The organism is Gluconacetobacter diazotrophicus PA1 5 (genome assembly GCF_000021325.1).
GTDB classification, from domain to species: domain Bacteria; phylum Pseudomonadota; class Alphaproteobacteria; order Acetobacterales; family Acetobacteraceae; genus Gluconacetobacter; species Gluconacetobacter diazotrophicus.
The window spans coordinates 3,271,181-3,292,010 of record NC_011365.1; the positions used below are offsets into that span (position 1 = coordinate 3,271,181).

Annotated in this window: 12 protein-coding genes; 6 read left to right on the forward strand and 6 right to left on the reverse strand. The window is 64.7% G+C overall.

Annotation, left to right across the window (positions count from 1 at the left end):
* Positions 1–71 precede the first annotated feature (71 nt).
* Entirely contained in the window at positions 72–2,321 is a 2,250-nt protein-coding gene (locus tag GDIA_RS15030) for a YfhO family protein (protein ID WP_012554695.1), read from the forward strand.
* 59 nt (positions 2,322–2,380) lie between these two features.
* On the opposite strand, the gene GDIA_RS15035 is transcribed toward GDIA_RS15030, so the two are convergent.
* Both GDIA_RS15035 and GDIA_RS15040 read right to left on the reverse strand, forming a co-directional pair.
* Positions 2,381–4,147, reverse strand: coding sequence for an HAD family hydrolase (locus GDIA_RS15035; protein ID WP_012227903.1), 1,767 nt, complete (start codon positions 4,145–4,147; stop codon positions 2,381–2,383).
* Between the two features lie 49 nt (positions 4,148–4,196).
* The gene (locus tag GDIA_RS15040; RefSeq protein WP_012227901.1) at positions 4,197–7,163 is read right to left on the reverse strand and encodes a glycosyltransferase; all 2,967 of its coding nucleotides are present in this window, start codon (positions 7,161–7,163) and stop codon (positions 4,197–4,199) included.
* Between the two features lie 279 nt (positions 7,164–7,442).
* Between GDIA_RS15040 and GDIA_RS15045 the strand changes: the two genes are divergently transcribed.
* Both GDIA_RS15045 and GDIA_RS18845 read left to right on the forward strand, forming a co-directional pair.
* Positions 7,443–8,399 carry a glycosyltransferase gene (locus tag GDIA_RS15045; protein WP_012227900.1) on the forward strand — a complete coding sequence of 319 codons (957 nt, stop codon included), beginning with the start codon at positions 7,443–7,445 and terminating at the stop codon, positions 8,397–8,399.
* An 81-nt stretch (positions 8,400–8,480) separates the two neighbouring features.
* Positions 8,481–8,654: a DUF1328 domain-containing protein gene (locus tag GDIA_RS18845; RefSeq protein ID WP_012227898.1), complete on the forward strand. Its 174-nt coding sequence runs from the start codon at positions 8,481–8,483 to the stop codon at positions 8,652–8,654.
* Between the two features lie 36 nt (positions 8,655–8,690).
* On the opposite strand, the gene GDIA_RS15055 is transcribed toward GDIA_RS18845, so the two are convergent.
* From GDIA_RS15055 to GDIA_RS15070, 4 genes are all read right to left on the reverse strand, one after another.
* Positions 8,691–10,241 (reverse strand): efflux transporter outer membrane subunit, encoded by a 1,551-nt coding sequence (locus tag GDIA_RS15055; protein WP_012227897.1) that lies wholly within the window; start codon positions 10,239–10,241, stop codon positions 8,691–8,693.
* A 5-nt stretch (positions 10,242–10,246) separates the two neighbouring features.
* A complete protein-coding gene (locus tag GDIA_RS15060) occupies positions 10,247–13,552 on the reverse strand; it encodes an efflux RND transporter permease subunit (protein ID WP_012554698.1) in 3,306 nt (1,101 codons plus the stop codon).
* A complete protein-coding gene (locus tag GDIA_RS15065) occupies positions 13,549–16,713 on the reverse strand; it encodes an efflux RND transporter permease subunit (protein ID WP_012227893.1) in 3,165 nt (1,054 codons plus the stop codon). The genes GDIA_RS15060 and GDIA_RS15065 overlap by 4 nt, the downstream gene beginning before the upstream one ends.
* 61 nt (positions 16,714–16,774) lie before the next feature.
* The gene (locus GDIA_RS15070) at positions 16,775–18,064 is read right to left on the reverse strand and encodes an MdtA/MuxA family multidrug efflux RND transporter periplasmic adaptor subunit (protein ID WP_081434749.1); all 1,290 of its coding nucleotides are present in this window, start codon (positions 18,062–18,064) and stop codon (positions 16,775–16,777) included.
* Positions 18,065–18,427: 363 nt separating this feature from the next.
* Here GDIA_RS15070 and GDIA_RS15075 point away from each other — a divergent pair, with 363 nt between their 5' ends.
* The 3 genes from GDIA_RS15075 (at position 18,428) to GDIA_RS15085 (ending at position 20,692) form a co-directional block, all read left to right on the forward strand.
* Positions 18,428–18,736 carry a CsbD family protein gene (locus GDIA_RS15075; protein ID WP_012227889.1) on the forward strand — a complete coding sequence of 103 codons (309 nt, stop codon included), beginning with the start codon at positions 18,428–18,430 and terminating at the stop codon, positions 18,734–18,736.
* Between the two features lie 172 nt (positions 18,737–18,908).
* The gene (locus GDIA_RS15080; RefSeq protein ID WP_012554700.1) at positions 18,909–19,583 is read left to right on the forward strand and encodes a ribonuclease HII; all 675 of its coding nucleotides are present in this window, start codon (positions 18,909–18,911) and stop codon (positions 19,581–19,583) included.
* Positions 19,580–20,692, forward strand: coding sequence for a site-specific DNA-methyltransferase (locus GDIA_RS15085; RefSeq protein WP_012227884.1), 1,113 nt, complete (start codon positions 19,580–19,582; stop codon positions 20,690–20,692). Before GDIA_RS15080 ends, GDIA_RS15085 begins: the two co-directional genes overlap by 4 nt.
* The last annotated feature ends 138 nt before the right edge of the window (positions 20,693–20,830 follow it).

Below are 20,830 nucleotides of genomic sequence, written 5' to 3' on the forward strand. Positions count from 1 at the left end.
ATGTGCCTGGGAAACCGGACGCATTGCCGCCTTTCGGGAGAAAATGTTTCAATTTTGCAATGTGGGCAATAATGATCAATATCATAAAAAAAAATAAATCGGTCGATATAAATAAAAACGCCCTTTGTGTCATATTGCTGGTGTGTGCTCCACTTCTCCTGAAGTTTCCACTTCTGATCGGCCTGCTGATCGCCGATCCTGCGCTGCTCTATGCCGGGCTCCAGACCGGTCTGCATGCCGGTCCGCTAACCGGCTATCCGCCGATGCCGACCATCGACCCGAACATCGGTTTCACGAGTCATGCACTGGGGTATCGGGCGGCCGAGGATGTTCTGAGCGGACGCCTGCCGTGGTGGAATCCCTATGAGGGCGTGGGTATGCCCCTTGCCGGGGAAATGCAGTCGGCGGCGCTGTTCCCATTGACGTTATTGCTGGCGCTGCATAATGGCCAGTTGTACATGCATCTATGCTTGCAGATCATTGCGGGCCTTTCGACCTATGCAGTACTGCGCAAGATCGGATGCATGCGCTTCGGCGCGCTTGCCGCGGCCCTTGTATTCGAATTCGATGGCACATTCGCCTGGCTGGCCAATGCCGTTATCAATCCCATCGCCTTCCTGCCATTGACCCTCCTGGGCGTCGAAACGATACGGGAGCGGGTCGAGGCCGGACGCAGGGGAGGCGGCGCATGGGTCACGATCGGGCTCTCCGCTTCGCTCTATGCCGGCTTTCCCGAGGTCGCCTATCTGGACGGCCTGCTGGTCCTTGCCTGGACGTTGGTGCGGCTGGGTTCACTCGCGCGTCCGATGCGCTGGGCCTTCCTGCGCCGGATCGTCGTTTCTGGCCTGGCCGCACTGGCGATTTCCGCACTGATCCTCGTTCCGTTCGGCGACTATATGCTTGTTGCCAACACGGGGGGACACGCGAATGGTGGTTTCGCGTTCATCTCGCTGAGTCCGGCCTTCCTGTTCGCCCTGCTGGTGCCTTATGCCTTCGGCGGAATCTTCCAGATTCCGCAATATACGGAGTTCTGGTCATCGGTGGGGGGATACACAGGCTGCATTCTGCCTGTCCTTGCGCTGTGCGGCCTGGGAGGACAGGCGTTGCGCGGCGTGAGGGTCGCGCTGGGGCTGTGGATTGTCGTGACGATCGGCATCGCGTACGGCGCACCGGGGGCCGGCCTCCTTGCCCAGTTCTTCCCGGGGTTCAAGTTCGTGGCGCTCTACCGTTATTTGTCGCCGTCCTGGGAATTCTGCCTGTGCGTGCTCGCCGCATTCGGGTTGACGGACCTGGCACGAAACCACAGGTTCGCCCGGGTTACCGCCGCCTGCATTGCCGTTGCGGCCGTCTGCGTCGTGACCGCCTATGTGACGCATCGACATCATCTGCCCCTGGCGCGCAACAGGCTTGCGCTGGACAGCATCGTGTTTGCCGCGATCCTGCTGATCGGTACCGGCGTGCTGGCCTGGCTGCCCCTGACGGCGGCGACACGGTCACGCGGCATGGCGGGCGTGCTCGTCGCGGAAGTCGCCGTGCTGTTTGCCTTGCCGTCACTCAGTTCTCCGTCGCATGGCGCCATCGACCTGACAGGGGTACAGTACCTGCAGCAGCATCTCGGTTTTCAGCGTTTCGCGACATTCGGGCCGGTTCAACCCAACTATGGCAGCTATTTCGGGATTGCGTCCATCAACCACAACGATCTTCCGCTCCCCAGGGACTGGACGGATTACGTTGCCCGGCACCTCGATGCCAATGCGCCGTCGATCCTCTTCACAGGCTTCAGCCGGAACGATCCGAACGGTCCGTCCGCGGCGGACAATCTGGTGGTGAACGTCGAGGCCTATCGGAAGGCGGGCGTGCGATTTGTCCTGGTGCCTGCGGGATCACTGGACAGCCCGGGCTTCGCATCGTTCAAGCACTATGCCGCAGCCGATCATGGCGTGCGGGAAGCATTCGGAAACGGCGTGATGCGGATTTTCGAACTGCCCGATCCGACACCCTATGCCGCGGCACCCGGCTGTGTGCTGACGCCTCGTTCCCGCGATCTCATGGACGTCGATTGCACCGGACCGTCGCAACTGACCCGCCTGGAAATGTACATGGAGGGCTGGCACGCGTCCGTCGACGGCAACCCGGTGCCGATCAGCCGGACGGGCGAGATTTTTCAGCAGATACCGGTTCGACAGGGTCGTTCCGTCGTGACGTTCCGCTTTGTGCCACCCCATATCCAGTGGGCGTTTTTCGCCTTCATTGTCGGCTGGATCCTTTTCGCGATCGACCTTCTGGGAGGGAAGGAGCGCACGGCAAGGAAAATCCTGTAGGTCCGGGCGTCGGCGGCCCGTCGGGGGGCGCCGATGCCCGGCAGGGGACGGGCCTTGCCTTACGGCAGGTATGTCGTCAGCGCGACGCGCTGGTTTCGCGTACTGCCCCATGCATCGAAATTTTCGACGGACGCCAGTAAGCCGCGCGTTTCCGCGTCAATCGATTCGACAAAGTCCACAACCGGCAGTGCAGTCGCCAGCGGATCGGCAACAAGGCCGATCTCGGCGCAAAGATTACGGAATGTCAGCGCGAACTGTTCGATGCCGTCCGTGATCTCCGTCGAAATTCGGGCATGGCCATCAATGGCAATTCGCCCGGAATCCTCGATGATGGCGACATCCTTTCCAATCGCATCCTGGTAGCCGATGACGGCGTCATGGGGTGCCGAGAAGAACAGTTCGACGGCGACACGATTGGCATAAACGGCGGTTACCCGTTCCGGGCCGATTGATTCGCGCGACAGCAGGGCGTCCATCCTCAGTCTTTGCCGCCGCCGCCGGCAATCATCCGATTCGTTCAGGCACAGGTAGTAGCCGAACAGTTCGACCTGCATCAGCTTGCCGAGGGCGAGGTCGAAGGCATCCTGCGTCGTTCCGTTCCAGCCCACATCGACCATGGCGACGCGCATGCCCGGTTCAACGCCCACCTGTTTGAGGTAGTTGAGGAGGCCGCGCCGGTTGCGACGGCATACCTGCAGGATGTCTCCGCGGAAGGCGCCCACGAAATCCCGGATGCGGCTGATATTGTCATTGCTGATGACGATTCCGGCTCCGAGGCCGAGGTCATCCATCACCCGGTCGGCCGGTGGCGTGACGCCCAGCCGCTCCAGCACCTCGATCGGCCGCAATCCATGTGCGCCCGCAAGGAAGAATTCCATCTGCGTATTGAAGTTGGACTCGTCGGTGGCGGCGAGCGTAAAGGCGACGCGCGAGCCCATGAAATAGGTGAAACGCGGCAAGGTCCCCGCGGGCATCGTGCGGGCGAGGCGTTCAAGAACATATCCGTCTCGCGATACGAACAGCACGATGTCGATCTTGTCCTGCGCTGATTTGCGGACAATCCAGTCGAGGAAGCCCACTGCCGCCGGCCCGCCGAAACGAAACCCGAGTTCGGTAAACGATCCCGGCGGCGGCCGATCGGCGATCGAGCGGATGAGGCTGCCGGCGATCGATGCCGACGGGGGAAAGCGACTGGATTTCTGCTGTCGTGTGGGATCGACGTAATGATAGGCGGACAGGCCTTTTTGCCTGGCCCGTTCCACGTCCGACAGCGGATTGTCCCCGATATGCAGGATGCGCCCCGGGTCTATGCCGAGTTCCTGTGACACCCGGTCGAACAGTTCACCGGTATCGCGCTTGGTTGCGTTTCGCTCCGACGAAATGAAGGTCGCGCTGGGCTGCAGCCGGTGCTTGTGGAAAAGATCGTCGAAGAAGGCTTGCGGCAGGTACATATCCGACGTGATGACGACGGGTTTATCGGCGATCGTCTGCCTGAACACGTCCATGAGATCGGGATTGGGCAGCGTCAGGGCGAGTTCGAGCTGGTACTCGGCATCGCGCAGCACGGATGCCGGCACCGACACGGAATCGAAGCACGCATAGATGCCGTCGAGCGTGATTTCCTTCTGTCCGTTCTCCCGCATGCGCTGGAACGCCCGTACCTGCGCTTCCTGGCGCAGGCGGCGGAAGGAGGCGATGCCGAATTTCTCGCCGATGATGTCGAAGAGGTCTTCCGGATCGGCAAGCGGGCGGACGAACAGCGTATCGAACACATCGAAAGAGACGGCGTCGGCTCGTGCGATGGACTGCTTCAGGTGGGACACCATAACTATTCCGCAAAAAATTATAGAAAAATCGAATTAAAGCGAGTCGGTTTCATGAAAGCGAAAAATAAAAATCATTGGGTCCCAAATTGGGATTGTAGAAAGGATCGTGCATCAGGAAATGTGGATTTTTATAATAAAGCCGATTTTTTTCCTGATCGAGGCGTCGCCGTTTTTCTTTGTTTTTGTTGTCATTTCCTCGGCTTAGAGATTCATAATGGAAAAGCTCAGCGCCAGGACACACCACATTATAGAAGCCGTGTTCTACCAGACGGAAACACAGATCGACGTCGTTATAGGCGATCGGGAAGGACTCGTCGAACCCGCCGACAGCATCAAATTTCGTTCGCTCGATCATGAGGCAGGCTCCGGTCACGGCGATCCAGTCATATTCGAGCAAATTGCGGGCGAAATAGCCCGGAGTGTATGCGTCGGCAGACCAAAAGGCGTGATTGGGACCATCCGCCAGATTCAGGACGCCACTATGCTGGATTTTCCGGCTGTCTGGATACAACAGCTTGGCACCGACAGCGCCGACATGCGTAAGTTGCGCATATCCGGCCATCCGTCCGATCCAGTCAGGTGAGATCACCTGAGTGTCGTCGTTCAGGAACAGCAATAGGCTGCCCTTCGCATCGCCGACGCCGATATTGTTGATCTCGGAATAGTTGAACGGTGCGTCATGCCTTATCACCCGCACGTTCGGGTTGGCGTGAAGGGAGTCCAGGTAATTCACCGTTGCCGCGTCGGTTGAACCATTATCAAGCAGGACGATTTCGAAGTTTCGGTAATGCGAATGTCCAAAAATGGAATCGAGACAGTTTTTCAATACGGTCCCGTTGTTCTTGGTGGGAATGATGATGGATACCAGCGGGGTTCCCTGCACGTCATAATTGACGCGGAAATATCCCGCCAGTTGCGGGACGGCTTCGATCGTTCCCTTCAGTCCACGACGTTCGAGCGCCGCCATGCGGGCGCGACGGCCCGCGTCGACCGCATAAGGCTTCGCATTCAAATCTGAAGCCACTGATTGCGGGATGATACGCCAGTGATAGAGCACCTTCGGCACGTGAGAGATGCGTTTGGCCGCTTCCGTCACGCGCAGGACGAAATCCCAATCCTGACTTCCGTCGAATTCCGATCGCAGATCGCCCACCGTTTCGAGCAGCGCGCGGCGCACGCACGACACGTGACACGTGTACATCGTGCTCATCAGCGTATCGGGCGACCAGTCGGGCTTGAAGAACGGCTGGCTGAAACGCCCGTCCGGCTCGATCTTGTCCTCGTCGCTGTAGACGTAGTCGGGATCTTCCGCGTCGATGCATTTCGCCAGTTCGAACAGGCAGTCGTCGGTCAGTTCGTCGTCGTGATCGAGGAACACGATGTAGTCGCCGCCGGCTTCGGCCAGCCCCCGATTGGTCGCACCCGATATTCCCATGTTGCTTTCCAGCAGAATGGTCCTGATCCGGGGATCGACGAGCTTCGACGCATTGTCGCGCACGGATTGCTGCGGACTCTTGTCGTCGACGAGGATCAGTTCCCAGTGCGGATACCATTGCGCCAGGACGGAGCCCACCATTCGCTGGAACAGATCGTCCGGCGTGTTGTACAGCGGCACGACGATCGAGAATGCGGGGCGCTTCGCCAGGCGCGCGATCTGCGCGTCCAGATTGTCGGGGCGCCGCCGGGGTACGAAGACGTAGCCCGACGGGTCGGAGGCGAGCCGATAGGTGCCTTGCGGCATCCCGTTCGGCAGTGCGGTGCCGGATGATGCCGGCCAGGGCTGATAGGCGATGTGCGGGCAGGACGGGTCGCCTGGCGTCTCGCTGAAGACGGCGTGCTGTACCGCGCGCGCGCGGCGGAAACGGAGTCGCGCGGGCATCCGATGGGGCGTCATGGCCCACCACACCGCCTTGGCACCGCGCCGCAACTGGTGACGCACACGGGGCGAAAGGCGCGACCCCACGTCCCGGGCGACCTTCGTGGCGCGCCAGGTCGTGCTGGCCCGGATCTGCGCGACCTCGGTATTCGTCAGCGCCAGCACGTTCTGGACGCTGGAAAGATCCCGTTGGGTAATGGACAGTTCGCCTTGAACCGACGACAGGTCGGTACGCAGGCGCTCGTCCTCCTGGTCACGGGCATCCAACTGCTGGTTCAGGTCGTCGATATTCGCGGAAAGATCCTTCTGGATGCTGTCGCGTTCGTGCTGGATCGACGACAGATCCGCGCGCAGCCGCTCTTCGTCCTGGGCACGGGTCGCCAGTTGCTGATGCAAGGCGCCGATTTCGGCATTCAGTTCCCTGTGGGCCCGTTCCAGCACGTACTGGGTCGAAACGGCGGCGCCCAGCCGTGAGTAGGCTTCGCGTATCGCCACGCGGGCCTCGGTGCCGCTCTCCAGCAGCGGGCGCAATCCGGGCGGCACGCGCGAACCCGGACAGAGTACGCCCAGCCCGTGCCCGTGAAAGAATTCAAATGACGGGTGTCTGGCGCGCAGTTCCTCCCACAGGCGCCAGACCCCGAAATCGCCTTCCCGAACGTTGATGTCGTGGAACAGCACCACGCCGTGTTCGGACATTTTCGGCAGCCAGGTCGTATAGTCCTCGAGGACATCTTCGTAGCGGTGTCGTCCGTCGATGTGCAGGAGATCGATCTCGCCGTCCGTGAAATGGACGAGCGCATCGTGGAAATACGCGCGGATGAGTCGCGAGAATCCCGCATAATGCTGCCCCTGAAGGCCGGACAGGGTGTTGAATACCTGTTCGCCGTAAAAGCCGGCGTGCTCGTCCCCCGCCCAGGTATCGACCGCATAGCACCGTGTCGGCAGCCTGAGCCGCTGGACCGCCTGGCAGAACGCGAGGAACGAGAACCCGGCATGCGTCCCCAGTTCGACGAAGACGGCCGGCTGAACCTTCTCCATCAGCCAGAACGCGAACGGTGCGTGCTCCAGCCATGCCGATTCCAGGATATGCTGTGGTGCCCAGAAGGAGGCCGGACCAACACATGGAACAGATGTGTCCATTCCCCCTTCGTGATCGGGTGCGGAGACATTTTCTGGATGATTAGACACTGGCTTTCTCACAGTAAGAACGCTATGACCCGCGCCGGGTTTCCAGAGACCGGATCGTCTGTTTTTTGTGTCCTACGCGGCGGTGGGCGCGGCTTCAAGGATTGTGTCGCGCCTTTATTCCCTGGAACGGCCCCGGCGCCGACTTCATGATCGGCATCCGGCCGGGTCTCTGTTTCTTTTGGCATGAGGATGGAAGTGGCAGGTTATCAGACGATACCCAGCATTCGCGACATGGCTGGCGAGGCATTTGACGTGGATGAGTGCAGGATTGCCGTCCTGGTGCCATGCCATAACGAGGAACTGGCCATCGCCCAGGTCGTGCACGATTTTCGCACGGCACTGCCGGGCGCGGTCATCTATGTCTACGACAACAACTCCACCGACCGGACGGTGGACGTCGCCGCGGCGGCCGGGGCGGTGGTGCGGACGGAACGCCTGCAGGGCAAGGGGTATGTCGTCCGGCGCATGTTCGCCGATATCGAGGCCGATTTCTATGTGATGGTCGATGGCGACGCCACCTACGATGCCGCGGCCGCGCCGGCCATGCTGGCCATGGCGCGCGACGAAGGGCTGGACATGGTCAACGGCGCCCGCGTGACGGATCGGGAGGCCGCCTATCGGCGGGGCCATGTGCTGGGCAACAAGGTCCTGACCGGCCTGGTCACGGCGGTCTTCGGCCATCGGCTTTCGGATATGCTGTCGGGCTACCGGGTCTTTTCCCGGCGCTTCGTCAAATCCTTTCCCGCCCTTTCGGCCGGTTTCGAGACCGAGACCGAACTGACGGTGCATGCGCTGGAACTCAGCATGCCGATCGGCGAAGTGGCGACGCAGTATGTCGAACGCCCCGAGGGCACGGTTTCCAAGCTGCGGACCTATCGGGACGGGATCAGGATCCTGCGGACCATCGTCAATCTGGTGAAGCAGGAGCGCCCGTTGCAGTTCTTCGTCACGCTCGGGGCGCTGCTGTTCCTGCTGGGCCTGGGGACCGGCGTGCCCGTCGTGCTGGAATTCCTGCGCACGGGACTGGTGCCCCGGCTGCCGACGGCCGTGCTGGCGACCGGGTGCATGATGCTGGCGGGACTGGCGCTGACCTGCGGCCTGATCCTGGACAGCGTGACCCTGGCGCGGCGGGAGGTGAAGCGGCTGGCCTATCTGGCGCTGCCGCCGCCGGCGCGGACGGCGCCCTGAACCGGGCGGCCGATCCGGCGGGGGAACTTGCAAGCCAGTCGAAGCGTTTGATTTCACGGAACGTTTTATGGAGTTGTGATGATGTTGAAGCTGGCGCTGCTTTTTCTGGTGATTTCGATCGTGGCCGGAGTGTTCGGGTTTAGCGGTATTTCGGCCGCGTCGGCGGGAATTGCGAAGATCCTGTTTTTCATCTTCATCCTGGCCTTCGTCATCTTCCTGCTGATCGCGCTGCTGACGGCCAAGGCGATCCTGTGATCGCCCCAGCCGGTTCGGGCATCGCCGGTTCCGGCCCTACTGGTTTTTGTCCTTCTGGATAAAGGAGGGCAGGAACGGATTGTCGGTCTGCATCGAAGCCTTCGACGGCAGGCTGGTGGCGTTCCACCCGCCGCCCAGCGCCTGCACCAGCGCCACGGAATCGACCATGCGCTGCTGCTGGATGGACAGGGCGGATTCGGCATTGCTGAGGGCCGTGGTCTCGTTGGTGATGACCGTGGTGTAGATCTGGGTTCCGGCCTCGTACTGGTTCAGTGAGACCTGGACGGCCTGGTTGGCGAAATCCAGGGCGATCTGCTGCTGGGTTGCCTGCTGTTCAAGGATGCGCAGGTTGGACAGATTGTCCTCGGTATTCTGCAGGGCCGTCAGCACGGTCTGGCGGTAGGTCGCGACGGCGCTGTCGTACTGGGCGTTGGCGCCGTGCACCGCCGCCATGCGGGACCCGCCCTGGAACAGGACTTCCGAGGCCGAGGCGCCGAGCGACCAGATCCGGTTGACCACCTGGACCAGTTGCCCGATGGGGTCGCCGCTGTAGGAATAGTCGGCCGTCAGCGTGACGTCGGGGAAGAACGCCGCCATGTCGGCGCCGATCTGGGCGTTGTACTGTTCCATGGCCCGTTCGGCGGCGGCCACGTCGGGGCGGCGCTGCAGCAGGTCGGCGGGGACCCCGACCGGAATGGCGGGGATCTGGCGGGGCAGCGTGCCGGGCGTGATCGTCAGGTCGGCGGGCGGACGGCCCATCAGCACCGCGATGGCGTGTTCGTACTGCGCGCGGGCGATGCCGGCCTGGATCAGCGTGGCACGATTCTGTTCAAGCTGGGTGCGGGCCTGCATCACCGCCGTCGGATCGGCGGTGCCGGCCTCGTACTGGTTCTGCGTGATCTGCAGCGCCTGGGTGTTGAAATCCACGTAGCGGCGCAGCAGCTCCTGCAGCGAATCCTGGTAGCGCAGGTTGAAATAGGCCGTGGCGAGCTGCGCCTGGTAGGACAGGGTGGCATTCGCCAGGTCGGCGGCGCTGGCCTGGGCCTCGGTCACCTGGCTTTGGATATTGCGGCGGATGCGGCCCCACAGATCCAGGTCCCAGCTTGCGCTGGGGCCCATCGAATAGGTCGTCTCGGTCGTGTTGGTCGCCGCCCCCCCGTAGCTGACCAGGCTGCCGGTGGACGCCGAGCGCGAGCCACGCCCCTGGCTGTTGCGGTTGAACCCCAGGCTGCCGCTGAGGGTGGGAAAAAGCTGTGCCCGCACGCTGTCGATCATGGCGCGGGCCTGGCGGTAGTTGGCCTCGTACATCCGCACGTTCTGGTTCGAGATCGCGACCTGCGATTCCAGTCGGTTCAGGACGGGATCGTTATAGATCGTCCACCAGGCGCCCTTGGGCAGTTCGGCCATGGCGGGCCGGGCGCGTTCCCAGCCTGCGGCCGGGGTCAGTTCCTTGAAGCGGGCCGAAACCGGGGCGGCGGGGCGGTGGTAGGATGGCCCGACCATGCAGCCGGCCAGCGCCAGCGGTGCCAGAATGCCGCCCAGATGCAGGGCGCCCCGGCGGGACATCAGGGAAAATGGCGAAGTCATCCGGTTCAGGCATCCTGTTGGGAGAGTGGATCGCGCCTGCCCGTCAGGGCGCGGGCGGCGGAGAGGTATCGGCCCCGGCACCACCTGCCGAAGCGGTCGAGATAGAGATAGACGACCGGGGTGGTGTACAGCGTCAGCGCCTGGCTGACGACCAGGCCGCCGACGATGGCGATACCCAGCGGGCGCCGCAGTTCCGCCCCGTAGCCATGGCCCAGGATCAGCGGCAGCGCCCCCAGGGCGGCGGCCAGCGTCGTCATCATGATCGGGCGGAAGCGCAGCAGGCACGCGGTGCGGATGGCATCGCCCGGGCTGTGGCCGTCGCGTTCGGCCTCGATGGCGAAATCGACCAGCATGATCGCGTTCTTCTTCACGATGCCGATCAGCAGGATCATCCCGATCATCGCGATCAGCGAGAAATCCTCGCCCGTCAGGTCCAGCGCCAGCAGCGCGCCCACCCCGGCCGAGGGCAGGGTGGACAGGATGGTCAGCGGGTGGACGTAGCTTTCGTACAGGATGCCCAGCACCATGTAGACCGCGGCCAGGGCGGCCAGGATCAGCACCGGTTCGTTATTGACCGATTTCTGGAACTGGCCCGCATTGCCGGCGAAGCTGCCATGGATGGTGGGGGGCACGTGCAGGCGCACCATCTCGGTGTCCACGATCTGGACCGCCTGGTCCAGCGACACGCCGGTCGCGAGATTGAACGAAATCGTCGCCGCGACCGACTGGCCCTGGTGGTTGACCGAGAGCGGCGTGAGCTGCGGCGTGATGCGCGAGACGATGTCCAGCGGCACCATGGTTTCCGAATTGGTCGAGACCGCCGAGCCGCTCGAGGCCGAATTGCCGCCGGCCAGGCTGTTGGCGATCTGGTTGCGGAAGGACTGGCTGCTGAGGCCGGCGGCGGTGCTGGCGCTGGCCGCGCTGGAGACGCGGATGGTATTCGACTGCGTGCCGCCGCTCGCGGTTCCGCCGGCGGTGCTGACCCAGACCTGCTTCAGGCTGTCGGGATTTTCCCAGAAGCGGGGTTCGACCTCCATCACCACGCGATACTGGTTCAGCGCGTTGAAGATGACCGATGCCGCGCGCTGGCCGTACGCGTCATAGAGCGTGTTGGACACGAGCTGCGGCGTGATCAGGGTCCGCGCCGAGGTTTCGCGGTCCAGCGCGACGTTCAGGGCCGAGCCGCCCTGCTGGATGTCCGACGAGATGTCGGCCAGTTGCGGATGCTTCTGCAGCGCCGCCACCAGCTTCGGCGTCCATTCGTACAGCTCGCCCGGCGAATCGGATTCCAGCGTGTACTGATAGGCCGCGTTGCTCTGGCGCGCGCCCATGCGCAGCGTGCCCGGCGCCATGGCGTAGAAATGCGCGCCGACCATGTTGCGCAGGCGCCGGCCGATGCGCGCGATCGTGGTGCTGGGCGGGTCGCCGCGCTGGGACTTGTCCTTCAGCACCACGAACAGGTTGGCCTGGTTGGCCGAACCGCGCCCGCCCATGAAGCCGGTCACGCTGACGACGTCGCGGTCCTTCATGATCGCGCGCTGGGTCTCGTCGATCTTCTGGGTCATGGCCTGGAAGGAAATCGACTGGTCCCCCATCAGGCGCCCCATCAGCAGGCCGGTGTCGCTGTCGGGAAAGAAGCCCTTGGGCATGTGGATGAACAGCGCGACCATCAGCGCGATGGTGCAGGGCAGGGACAGCAGCACCAGGCGCGGATAGGCCAGCGCGCCGTCCAGCGTGCGGGCATATCCGTTCTGCAGCGCGTGGAGCATGCGTTCCAGCACCATGGCGACGCGGGCCCATAGTCCGGTCGCCGGTTCCGCGGGCGCCGTCGTGTCGCCGCCCAGCACCTGCGCCGCCATCATCGGGGTCAGGGTCAGCGACAGCACCATGGAGACGAGGATCGTGATCGACACCGTCATCGCGAATTCATGGAACAGCCGCCCCGCCACGCCGCCCATCAGCAGGATGGGCAGGAAGACCGCGACCAGCGACATCGAGATCGAGAAGACGGTGAACGCCACTTCCTGCGCGCCCTGCAGGGTGGCCTGCCGCCGGTCCATGCCGGATTCCAGGTGGCGGCTGATGTTCTCGATCACCACGATGGCGTCGTCGACCACGAAGCCGGTGGAGACCGTGAGCGCCATCAGCGACAGGTTGTCCAGCGAATAGCCCAGCAGCTTCATCGCCCCGAAGGTGGCGATGATCGATGTCGGCACCACGATGGCGGGGATCAGCGTGGTGCGGCCCGACCGCAGGAACACCAGCACCACCAGCACCACCAGCACGACCGAGATCACGAGCGTGTACTGCGTGTCGGCCAGGGCGGCGCGGATGGTGATGGAGCGGTCCAGGATGCTGTGAAGCTGGACGCTGGGCGGCAGGGCGGCGCGCAGGGCCGGGATTTCCGCGTTGATCTGGTCGATCGTGTGGATCACGTTCGCGCCGGACTGGGCGAAGATGATCGCCAGCACCGCCTGCTGGCGGTTGTAATAGCCGGCATTGCGCACGTCCTCGACCCCGTCATTGACCTGGGCGATGTCGGCCAGGCGGACCGGCCGGCTGTTGTGATAGGCGATGATCAGGTCGCGATAGGCCTGGGCGCTGCGGGCCTGGTCGTTGGTATCCAGCGTGTAGCGCACGCCGTTCTGGTCGATGAAGCCCTTGGGCGTATGGGCGTTGGCCGACGCCAGGGCGGCGCGCACGTCCTCGAACCCGATGCCGAACTTATAGAGCGGCAGGGGATTCATCTCGACCCGCACCGCGGGCAGGGAACTGCCCCCGACCTCGACCTCGCCCACGCCGCGGATCTGCGACAGGTGCTGCTGCAGGACGTTGGTCGTCATGTCGTACAATTGCGGCATCGTGGCCGTGCGGGACGTCAGCGCCAGGATCATGATCGGCGCGCCGTTGGGGTTCGCCTTGAAATAGCTGGGATTCTGGCGCAGCGACGATGGCAGGTCGGCGCGCGCGGCCTGCAATGCGGCCTCGACATCGCGGGCGGCGCCGTTGATGTCGCGGTCCAGCGAGAATTGCAGCGTGATCCGCACCTGGTTCTGCGTGGACTGGGACGTCATCTCGGTCAGGTCGGCGATCGCGCCCAGCCGGCGTTCCAGCGGGGCCGCCACCGAACTGGCGATTTCCTCGGGCGATCCGCCGGCCTGTCGGGCCTGGACCTGGATCACCGGGAAATCGACGTTCGGCAGGTCCGCGACCGGCAGCGCCTGGTAGCCGATGACGCCCGCCAGCAGCAGCGCCACGGTCAGGAGCGTGGTCGCCACCGGTCGCAGGACGAAGAGGCGGACTGGGTTCATGTCGCCGTCCGGGGCGGGGCGACATCGGCGTCAGTGCGGCCGAAGCGGCGGCGCAGGCGCAGGCTGATCCGGTCCATCAGCAGGTAGATGACCGGCGTGGTGAACAGGGTCAGCAACTGGCTGACCATCAGCCCGCCGACGATGGCGATGCCCAGCGGACGGCGCAGTTCCGAACCGGTGCCGGTGCCGATCATCATCGGCAGCGCGCCCAGCATGGCGGCCAGCGTCGTCATCAGGATCGGGCGGAAGCGCAGCAGGGCGGCGTGATGGATGGCGTGCATGGGCTCCATCCCCTCGACCCGTTCGGCTTCCAGCGCGAAGTCGATCATCATGATCGCGTTCTTCTTCACGATGCCGATCAGCAGCACCAGGCCGATGATGCCCATCACGTCCAGTCCCGCGCCGCTGAGCTGCAGGGCCAGCAGCGCGCCGATGCCCGCCGACGGCAGGGTCGAGAGGATGGTGATCGGGTGGATGAAGCTCTCGTACAGGATGCCCAGCACGATATAGACCGCGACCAGCGCCGCCAGGACCAGCCACAATTCGTTGCCCAGGCTGTTGCGGAAGGCCGCCGCCGTGCCCTGGAACGAGGTCTGGAAGCTGGCGGGCAGGTGCAGCGACTGTTCCACCCGTTCGATTGCGTTCGTCGCCTCGCCCAGCGAATAGCCGGGCGACACGTTGAACGAGATGGTGGTGGCCGGGAACTGGCCGACATGCGTGATCAGCAGCGGCGCCGTGCCCCGCGTCACCGTCGTGACCGAGCGCAGCGGCACCAGGCCCGAGGTGGGTGCGCGGGTCGGGCCCGAGGTGCTGCTGCCCGAATTGCCGCTGATGCCGGGCAGGTACAGCTTGTCCAGCGAGGTCAGGCTTTTCTGGAAGGCGGGATCGGCCTCCATGATCACGCGATACTGGTTGGATTGCGTGTAGATGGTCGAGATCTGGCGCTGGCCGAACGAATCATACAGCACGTTGTCGATCGTCTGCGGCGTGATCGAGTACCGGGCGCCGGTCGTGCGGTCCAGGGTCACGTGGGCGATCAGCCCTTCGGCCTGCAGGTCGGACGTGACGTCGGCCAGGGCGGGTTCCTTCTGCAGGGCGGCGACGACGGTGGGCACCCAGGTGCGGAACTGGTCGTAGTCCGGGTTTTCCAGCAGGAACTGGTACTGGGTCGCGGCCACGGTGGTGTCCAGCGACAGGTCCTGCACCGGCTGCAGGTACAGGCTGGCGCCGGGGATGTCCGCGACCTCCTGCTGGATGCGGGCGGAGATCTGGCTGGCGGTTTCCGACCGGTCGTCGTGCGGGCGCAGGTTGATCAGGAACCGGCCCTGGTTCAGCGTCATGTTCTGGCCGTCGACGCCGATGAAGGACGACATGCTGACGACGTCGGGGTCCTGGAGGATGCGGTCGCCCAATGCCTGCTGGTGGGTCGACATGGCATCGAAGGACGTCGACTGCGCCATGACCGAGATGCCCTGGACCACGCCCGTGTCCTGCACCGGAAAGAAGCCCTTGGGGATGAACCAGGCCAGCACGCCGGTCAGCACCAGGGTGCAGACGAAGACCAGCAGGGTCAGCGGCTGGTGGCGCAGCACCACGGTCAGCGCGCGGCCATAGGCCGCGATCACCGATTCGGTCCAGCGTTCGACCGTGGCCGACCACCCCTTGGCGTCCGGCCCGTGCGGCCGTTCACTGAGCAGCCGCGCGCACATCATCGGCACCAGCGTCAGCGACACGACGGCGGACAGGATGATCGTCACCGACAGGGTGATGGCGAATTCATGGAACAGCCGCCCCACGACGTCGCCCATGAACAGGAGCGGGATCAGCACCGCGATCAGCGACACGGTCAGTGAGATGATGGTGAAGCCGATTTCGCCGGAACCCTTGAGGGATGCGGTCATGCGGTCGTCGCCGGCCTCGATGTAGCGGGAGATGTTCTCGATCATGACGATGGCGTCGTCCACGACGAAGCCGGTCGCGATCGTCAGCGACATCAGCGACAAATTGTCCAGCGAGAACCCCAGCAGGTACATCGCGGCCAGCGTGCCGACCAGCGACAGCGGAACCGACAGGCTGGGGATGATCGTCGCGGGGACGTTGCGCAGGAAGACGAAGATAACCGCGACCACCAGCGCCATCGCCAGCACCAGTTCGAATTCCACGTCGGCGACCGAAGCGCGGATGGTCGTCGTCCGGTCGGTCAGGGGGGTGATCGAGATTCCGGGCGGCAGCGCCTGCTGCAGTTGCGGCAGGGCGTACTTGATGTTGTCCACCACGGCGATGACGTTGGCGCCGGGCTGGCGCTGGACGTTCAGCACCAGAGCCGGGGTGCGGTTGGACCACGCGGCAAGCTGGGTGTTTTCCGGCCCCTGGACGACGGTGGCGACGTCGCGGATGCGCACCGGCCCGCTGTCCTGGTAGGCGATGACCTGATTCAGGAGCTGGTCCACGCCGGAAATCTGGCCGTCCACCCGCAGGGTGGAGGCGCGCTGCGCGCCGTCGAACGTGCCGGTGGGCGAGTTGACGTTGACGTTGCCGATCGTGGTGCGCAGCGTGTCCATGTCCACGCCGAACGAGGTCAGCTTCGGCACGTTGACCCGCACGCGGATCGCCTTGCGGTTGCCGCCCGACAGCGTCACCAGCCCGACGCCGGAAATCTGGCTGATCTTCTGTGCCAGGCGGGTATAGACGTAATCCTCGACCTCGGTCAGCGGCAGGGTCTTCGAGGTGATGCCCAGCGTGAGCACGGGCGTGTCGGCCGGGTTGACCTTGGCGTAGATCGGTGGCGCCGGCAGATCGGTGGGCAGCAGCATCTGCGCCTCGTTGATCGCGGCCTGCACCTCCTGCTCCGCCACGTCCATCGACATCGACAGCCCGAAGCGCAGGGTGACGACCGAGGCCCCCCCCGACGATTGCGACGTCATCTGGTCCAGGCCCGGCATCTGTCCGAACTGGGTTTCCAGCGGCGCGGTCACCGACGTGGCCATGACGTCGGGCCCGGCCCCCGGATAGAAGGTCTGGACCGTGATGGTCGGATATTCGACCTGCGGCAGGGCCGAGACCGGCAGGAAGTGATAGCCCAGCAGCCCCGCCAGCATGATGGCCAGCATCAGCAGCGTGGTCGCGACCGGGCGTTCGATGAACAGGCGGGAGGGATTCACGCACGGCTCTCCGGCAGGGGAAGACGGATCGGGGGATTGGCCGGGTTCATGGCCGAGGGGGTCATTGCCGACCCTGGGCGCCCGAACGGGACCCGTTGTCCGTGCCCGCCTTGGTATCGGCGCCCGTCTTGGTGTCGGCCGCCGCCGGGATGGTGACCTTCGACCCCGCATGCAGGCGGTCGGTGCCGTCGGTCACGACCACGTCGCCATCCTTCAGGCCCGAGGCCGCGACCACCACGTCGCCATGGGTGGCGCCGGTCTTGATGTCGCGGACCTCGACCGTGTTGTCGGGCTTGACGACATAGGTGAACGGTCCGTTGGGCCCGGTCTGGACCGCGTTGGTCGGCACCAGCAGCACGTTATGCTGGGTGTTGACCAGCAGGTGGGCGTTGACGAACTGGTTCGGGAACAGGGTTTCGTCCTGGTTGGTGAAGATCGAGCGCAGGCGCACCGTGCCGGTCGAGGTGTCGATCTGGCTGTCCAGCACGCTGACCGTGCCGTCGGCGATCTTGCGCGTGTTGGTGCTGTCCCAGGCCGCGACCGGCAGGGCGATGCCGGTGCGCAGCCGCTCGGCCACCGCGCCCAGTTCGGTTTCGGGCAGGGTGAAGATGACCGAAATCGGCTGCATTTGCGTCAGGATGACCAGCCCGTTGGTCTGCCCGGCGGTCACGTAGTTGCCCATGTCCACCTGGCGGATGCCGACGCGCCCGTCCACGGGGGCGATGACGTGGCAGTACACGAGCTGCAGTTTTTCGTTGTCGACCATGGCCTGGTCGACCTTCACGGTGCCTTCGAGCTGCGCGACCTTGTATTGCTGGTCCTGGGCGGTCTGGGTCGCGATACTGTTCTGGCGGACCAGGCGCTGGTAGCGGTCGTTGTCCACCCGCGCCTGCTGGAGCTGCGCGATGTCCGAGGCCAGCTGGCCCTGGTACTGCGCCAGCGCCACCTCGTACGGCCGGGTATCGATCAGCGCCAGCAGGTCGCCCTTCTTCACGTGCTGGCCCTCGGTGAACAGGACCTGCATCAGGTAGCCGTCGACGCGGGGCTGTACCGTGACGTTCGTGATCGGCACCACGGTGCCCAGTTCGGTCAGTTCGATCGGCATGTCGCCGGGATGGACCGTCGCCACGGCAACGGGCTGCGCGTCCCCGACCGCCTGGTGGCCGTGGCGGCCGCTGCCGCCGGTGGCGTCGGTATGCGGCCGCAGGAACGCCGCCGCGATCACCGCCGCGCCGACCAGCGCCGTTCCCCAGAGAAGCAGACGGCGACGTGATCCGCCCCGGGGCCCGCCCTGCCGTCCGGCTGCCTCATGCGCGGGCGCTTCGGAAGGGTCGCGTGTCGGTTTGTCCATGGTCGTCGGGTCTTCCTCAATCCAGTTGGCGTCGGGCGCGTCGTGCCGCGTGAGCGGCTTCGGGGGCAGTGTTAGCATCTGCGTCGGGAATTGACGTTAAATCCTGCTTATAATCGGTGTAAAAATGTAACAGTCCTGCCGCCCGCCGCCAGCGGGGGACCGGGCTGGGATGCGGCCTGGGGCCATCCTTTTTCCCGTTCCGCGTGGTATCGTCCTGCCTCGGGGGACGTGCGGCGGCGCCTGGCTCCGGAACCCGGGGCGCGTCCCGTTCGTTCTGCCCCCGAAGGCGTGGGATGGCCCTAAGGCTGCCATCATTACAGTGGCATCCTGCCTGGCAGCGCTATCCCGATTAAGGAGGAAGATATGACCGAATCCACCAGCGATACCTTCGTCGAAAAGGCCAAGGGCGTGGTCGAGGAAGGCACGGGGCGGGTGAAGGACGCGGCCGGCGGCCTGACCGGCGACGTGGGAATGCAGGCCGAAGGCAAGGCCGACCAGCTGGCCGGCATGGCCCGGCAGGAATTCGCCGAACTGTATGAGGAAGGCGAGGGCAAGCTGGAACAGGCGGTGCTGTTCGTCCAGGACCGGCCGCTGGTGTCGATCGGCATCGCGGCGGCGGTGGGCCTGCTGATGGGACTGATCTTCGCCCCGCGCCGCAAGGCGAAGGGCTGATTTCGGCCGGTCGAGTCGCATGACGGGCAAGATTTTTCCGTTTGAAAGGACTCGGCGTGGAATCAGCATCTTGCGCAACATGGCGTAAAGGTGGTTTCCATCCTTACTGGACGTGATTCGGCGTGCGAATCGGGCGGTGGCGCCCGATCCGCCCCGGTTCAGGATGGGGTGGATGCCGGATTACACACGCGAGATGCAGCATGGCGGCCGGGTCGCCGGGGTGGACGAAGTCGGTCGCGGGCCGCTGGCGGGGCCGGTGGTGGCCGCCGCGGTGATGTTCGATTCGGGCGTGCCCCGGCGCCTTGCCACCCAGCTTGACGATTCGAAGAAGCTGACCGAAGCGGCGCGGCTGCGGGCCTATGCCGCGCTGCATGCGGCGCGGGGGGTGCATATCGCGGTCGCCGCGGCCTCGGTTTCCGAAATCGCGCGGCTGAATATCCTGCGTGCCGCCTTCCTGGCGATGCGCCGCGCCGTGGCGCGGCTGCCGCACCAGCCCGACATGGTGCTGGTGGACGGCAATGCCGCGCCCGATTTCGGCTGTCCCGCGCAGTGCGTCGTCGGCGGCGACGGCGAAAGCCTGTCCATCGCCGCGGCCTCGATCGTGGCCAAGGTGGTGCGCGACCGGCTGATGGCGCGGCTGTCCTGCCGCTGGCCGGGCTACGGGTGGGAGCGCAATGCCGGATACGGCACCGCCGAGCATCGTGCGGCGCTGTGCCGCGCGGGCACGACCCCCCATCATCGCGAAGCGTTCGGGCTGGTTCGGCAACTGACGCTGGGGCTGGTGCCCGCGGCGGCGCCCGGGATGGCGCCGGGACTGGTCCCCGCCGTCCTGGAAGACGTGTCATGAGCGGCGCGGTGATGATGGAATTGCCCCTGGACCAGATCCTGCGCGGCGACTGCGTCGAACTGATGCAGACCCTGCCGACGGGGTCGATCGACTGCATCTTTGCCGACCCGCCCTATAATCTGCAGTTGCGCGGCGAATTGCGGCGGCCCGACGACAGTGTCGTCGATGGGGTCGATGACGATTGGGACAAGTTCAGCGACCTGGCGGAATATGACCGCTTCACCCGGGCATGGCTGGGCGAGGCACGTCGCCTGCTGCGCAAGGACGGGACGATCTGGGTGATCGGGTCCTATCACAATATCTTCCGGATCGGCGCGATCCTGCAGGATCTGGGATTCTGGATCCTGAACGACGTGATCTGGCGCAAATCCAACCCGATGCCGAATTTCCGCGGGCGGCGGTTCACCAATGCCCATGAAACCCTGATCTGGGCGGCACGGGGGGCGGACAGCCGCTATCGCTTCAATTACCAGGCGATGAAGGCGCTGAACGACGACGTGCAGATGCGGTCGGACTGGTACCTGCCGCTGTGCACGGGGGGCGAGCGGCTGCGCAATTCCCACGGGCTGAAGCTGCATCCGACGCAGAAGCCGGAAAGCCTGCTGCACCGGGTGCTGGTGGCCTCGACCAACGTCGATGACATCGTGCTGGACCCGTTCGCGGGGACGGGCACGACGACGGCGATGGCCCGGCGCCTGCGCCGCCGCTTCATCGGCATCGAACGTCACCCCGATTATGCCGAGGCCGCGATCGGCCGCGCCCGGCGCGAGCGCCCGGTGCCGCTGGACAGCGTGCTGACGACCCCCGCGAAGCGCGAGACCCCGCGCGTGCCCTTCGGCAGCCTGGTCGAACGTGGATTGCTGCCGGTCGGCACGGTGATGTACGATCGCCATCAGCGCGTGTCCGCCACCGTGGCGCCGGACGGCACGCTGGTCAGCGGCACGCAGCGCGGGTCGATCCACAAGCTGGGGGCGCTGCTGACGAACGCGCCGTCCTGCAATGGCTGGACGTTCTGGCACCTTCAGCGCGACGGGCAGATGATCCCGCTGGATACGCTGCGCAACGAGGCGCTGTCCCTGGATGCCACCACCGAATCGCCGAAGGGCTAGGCCCTTTGGCGGTCCCGGGCCAGGGTCAGGGCCCTGGCCGTCCGATCGGGTGACGCCTTAGAGGCTATGTCAAAAGCCCTGCTGCTGGCGATCCGACGTGCGTTTCCTGCGCTCCGATGCTCTCGGCCCATAAGGCCG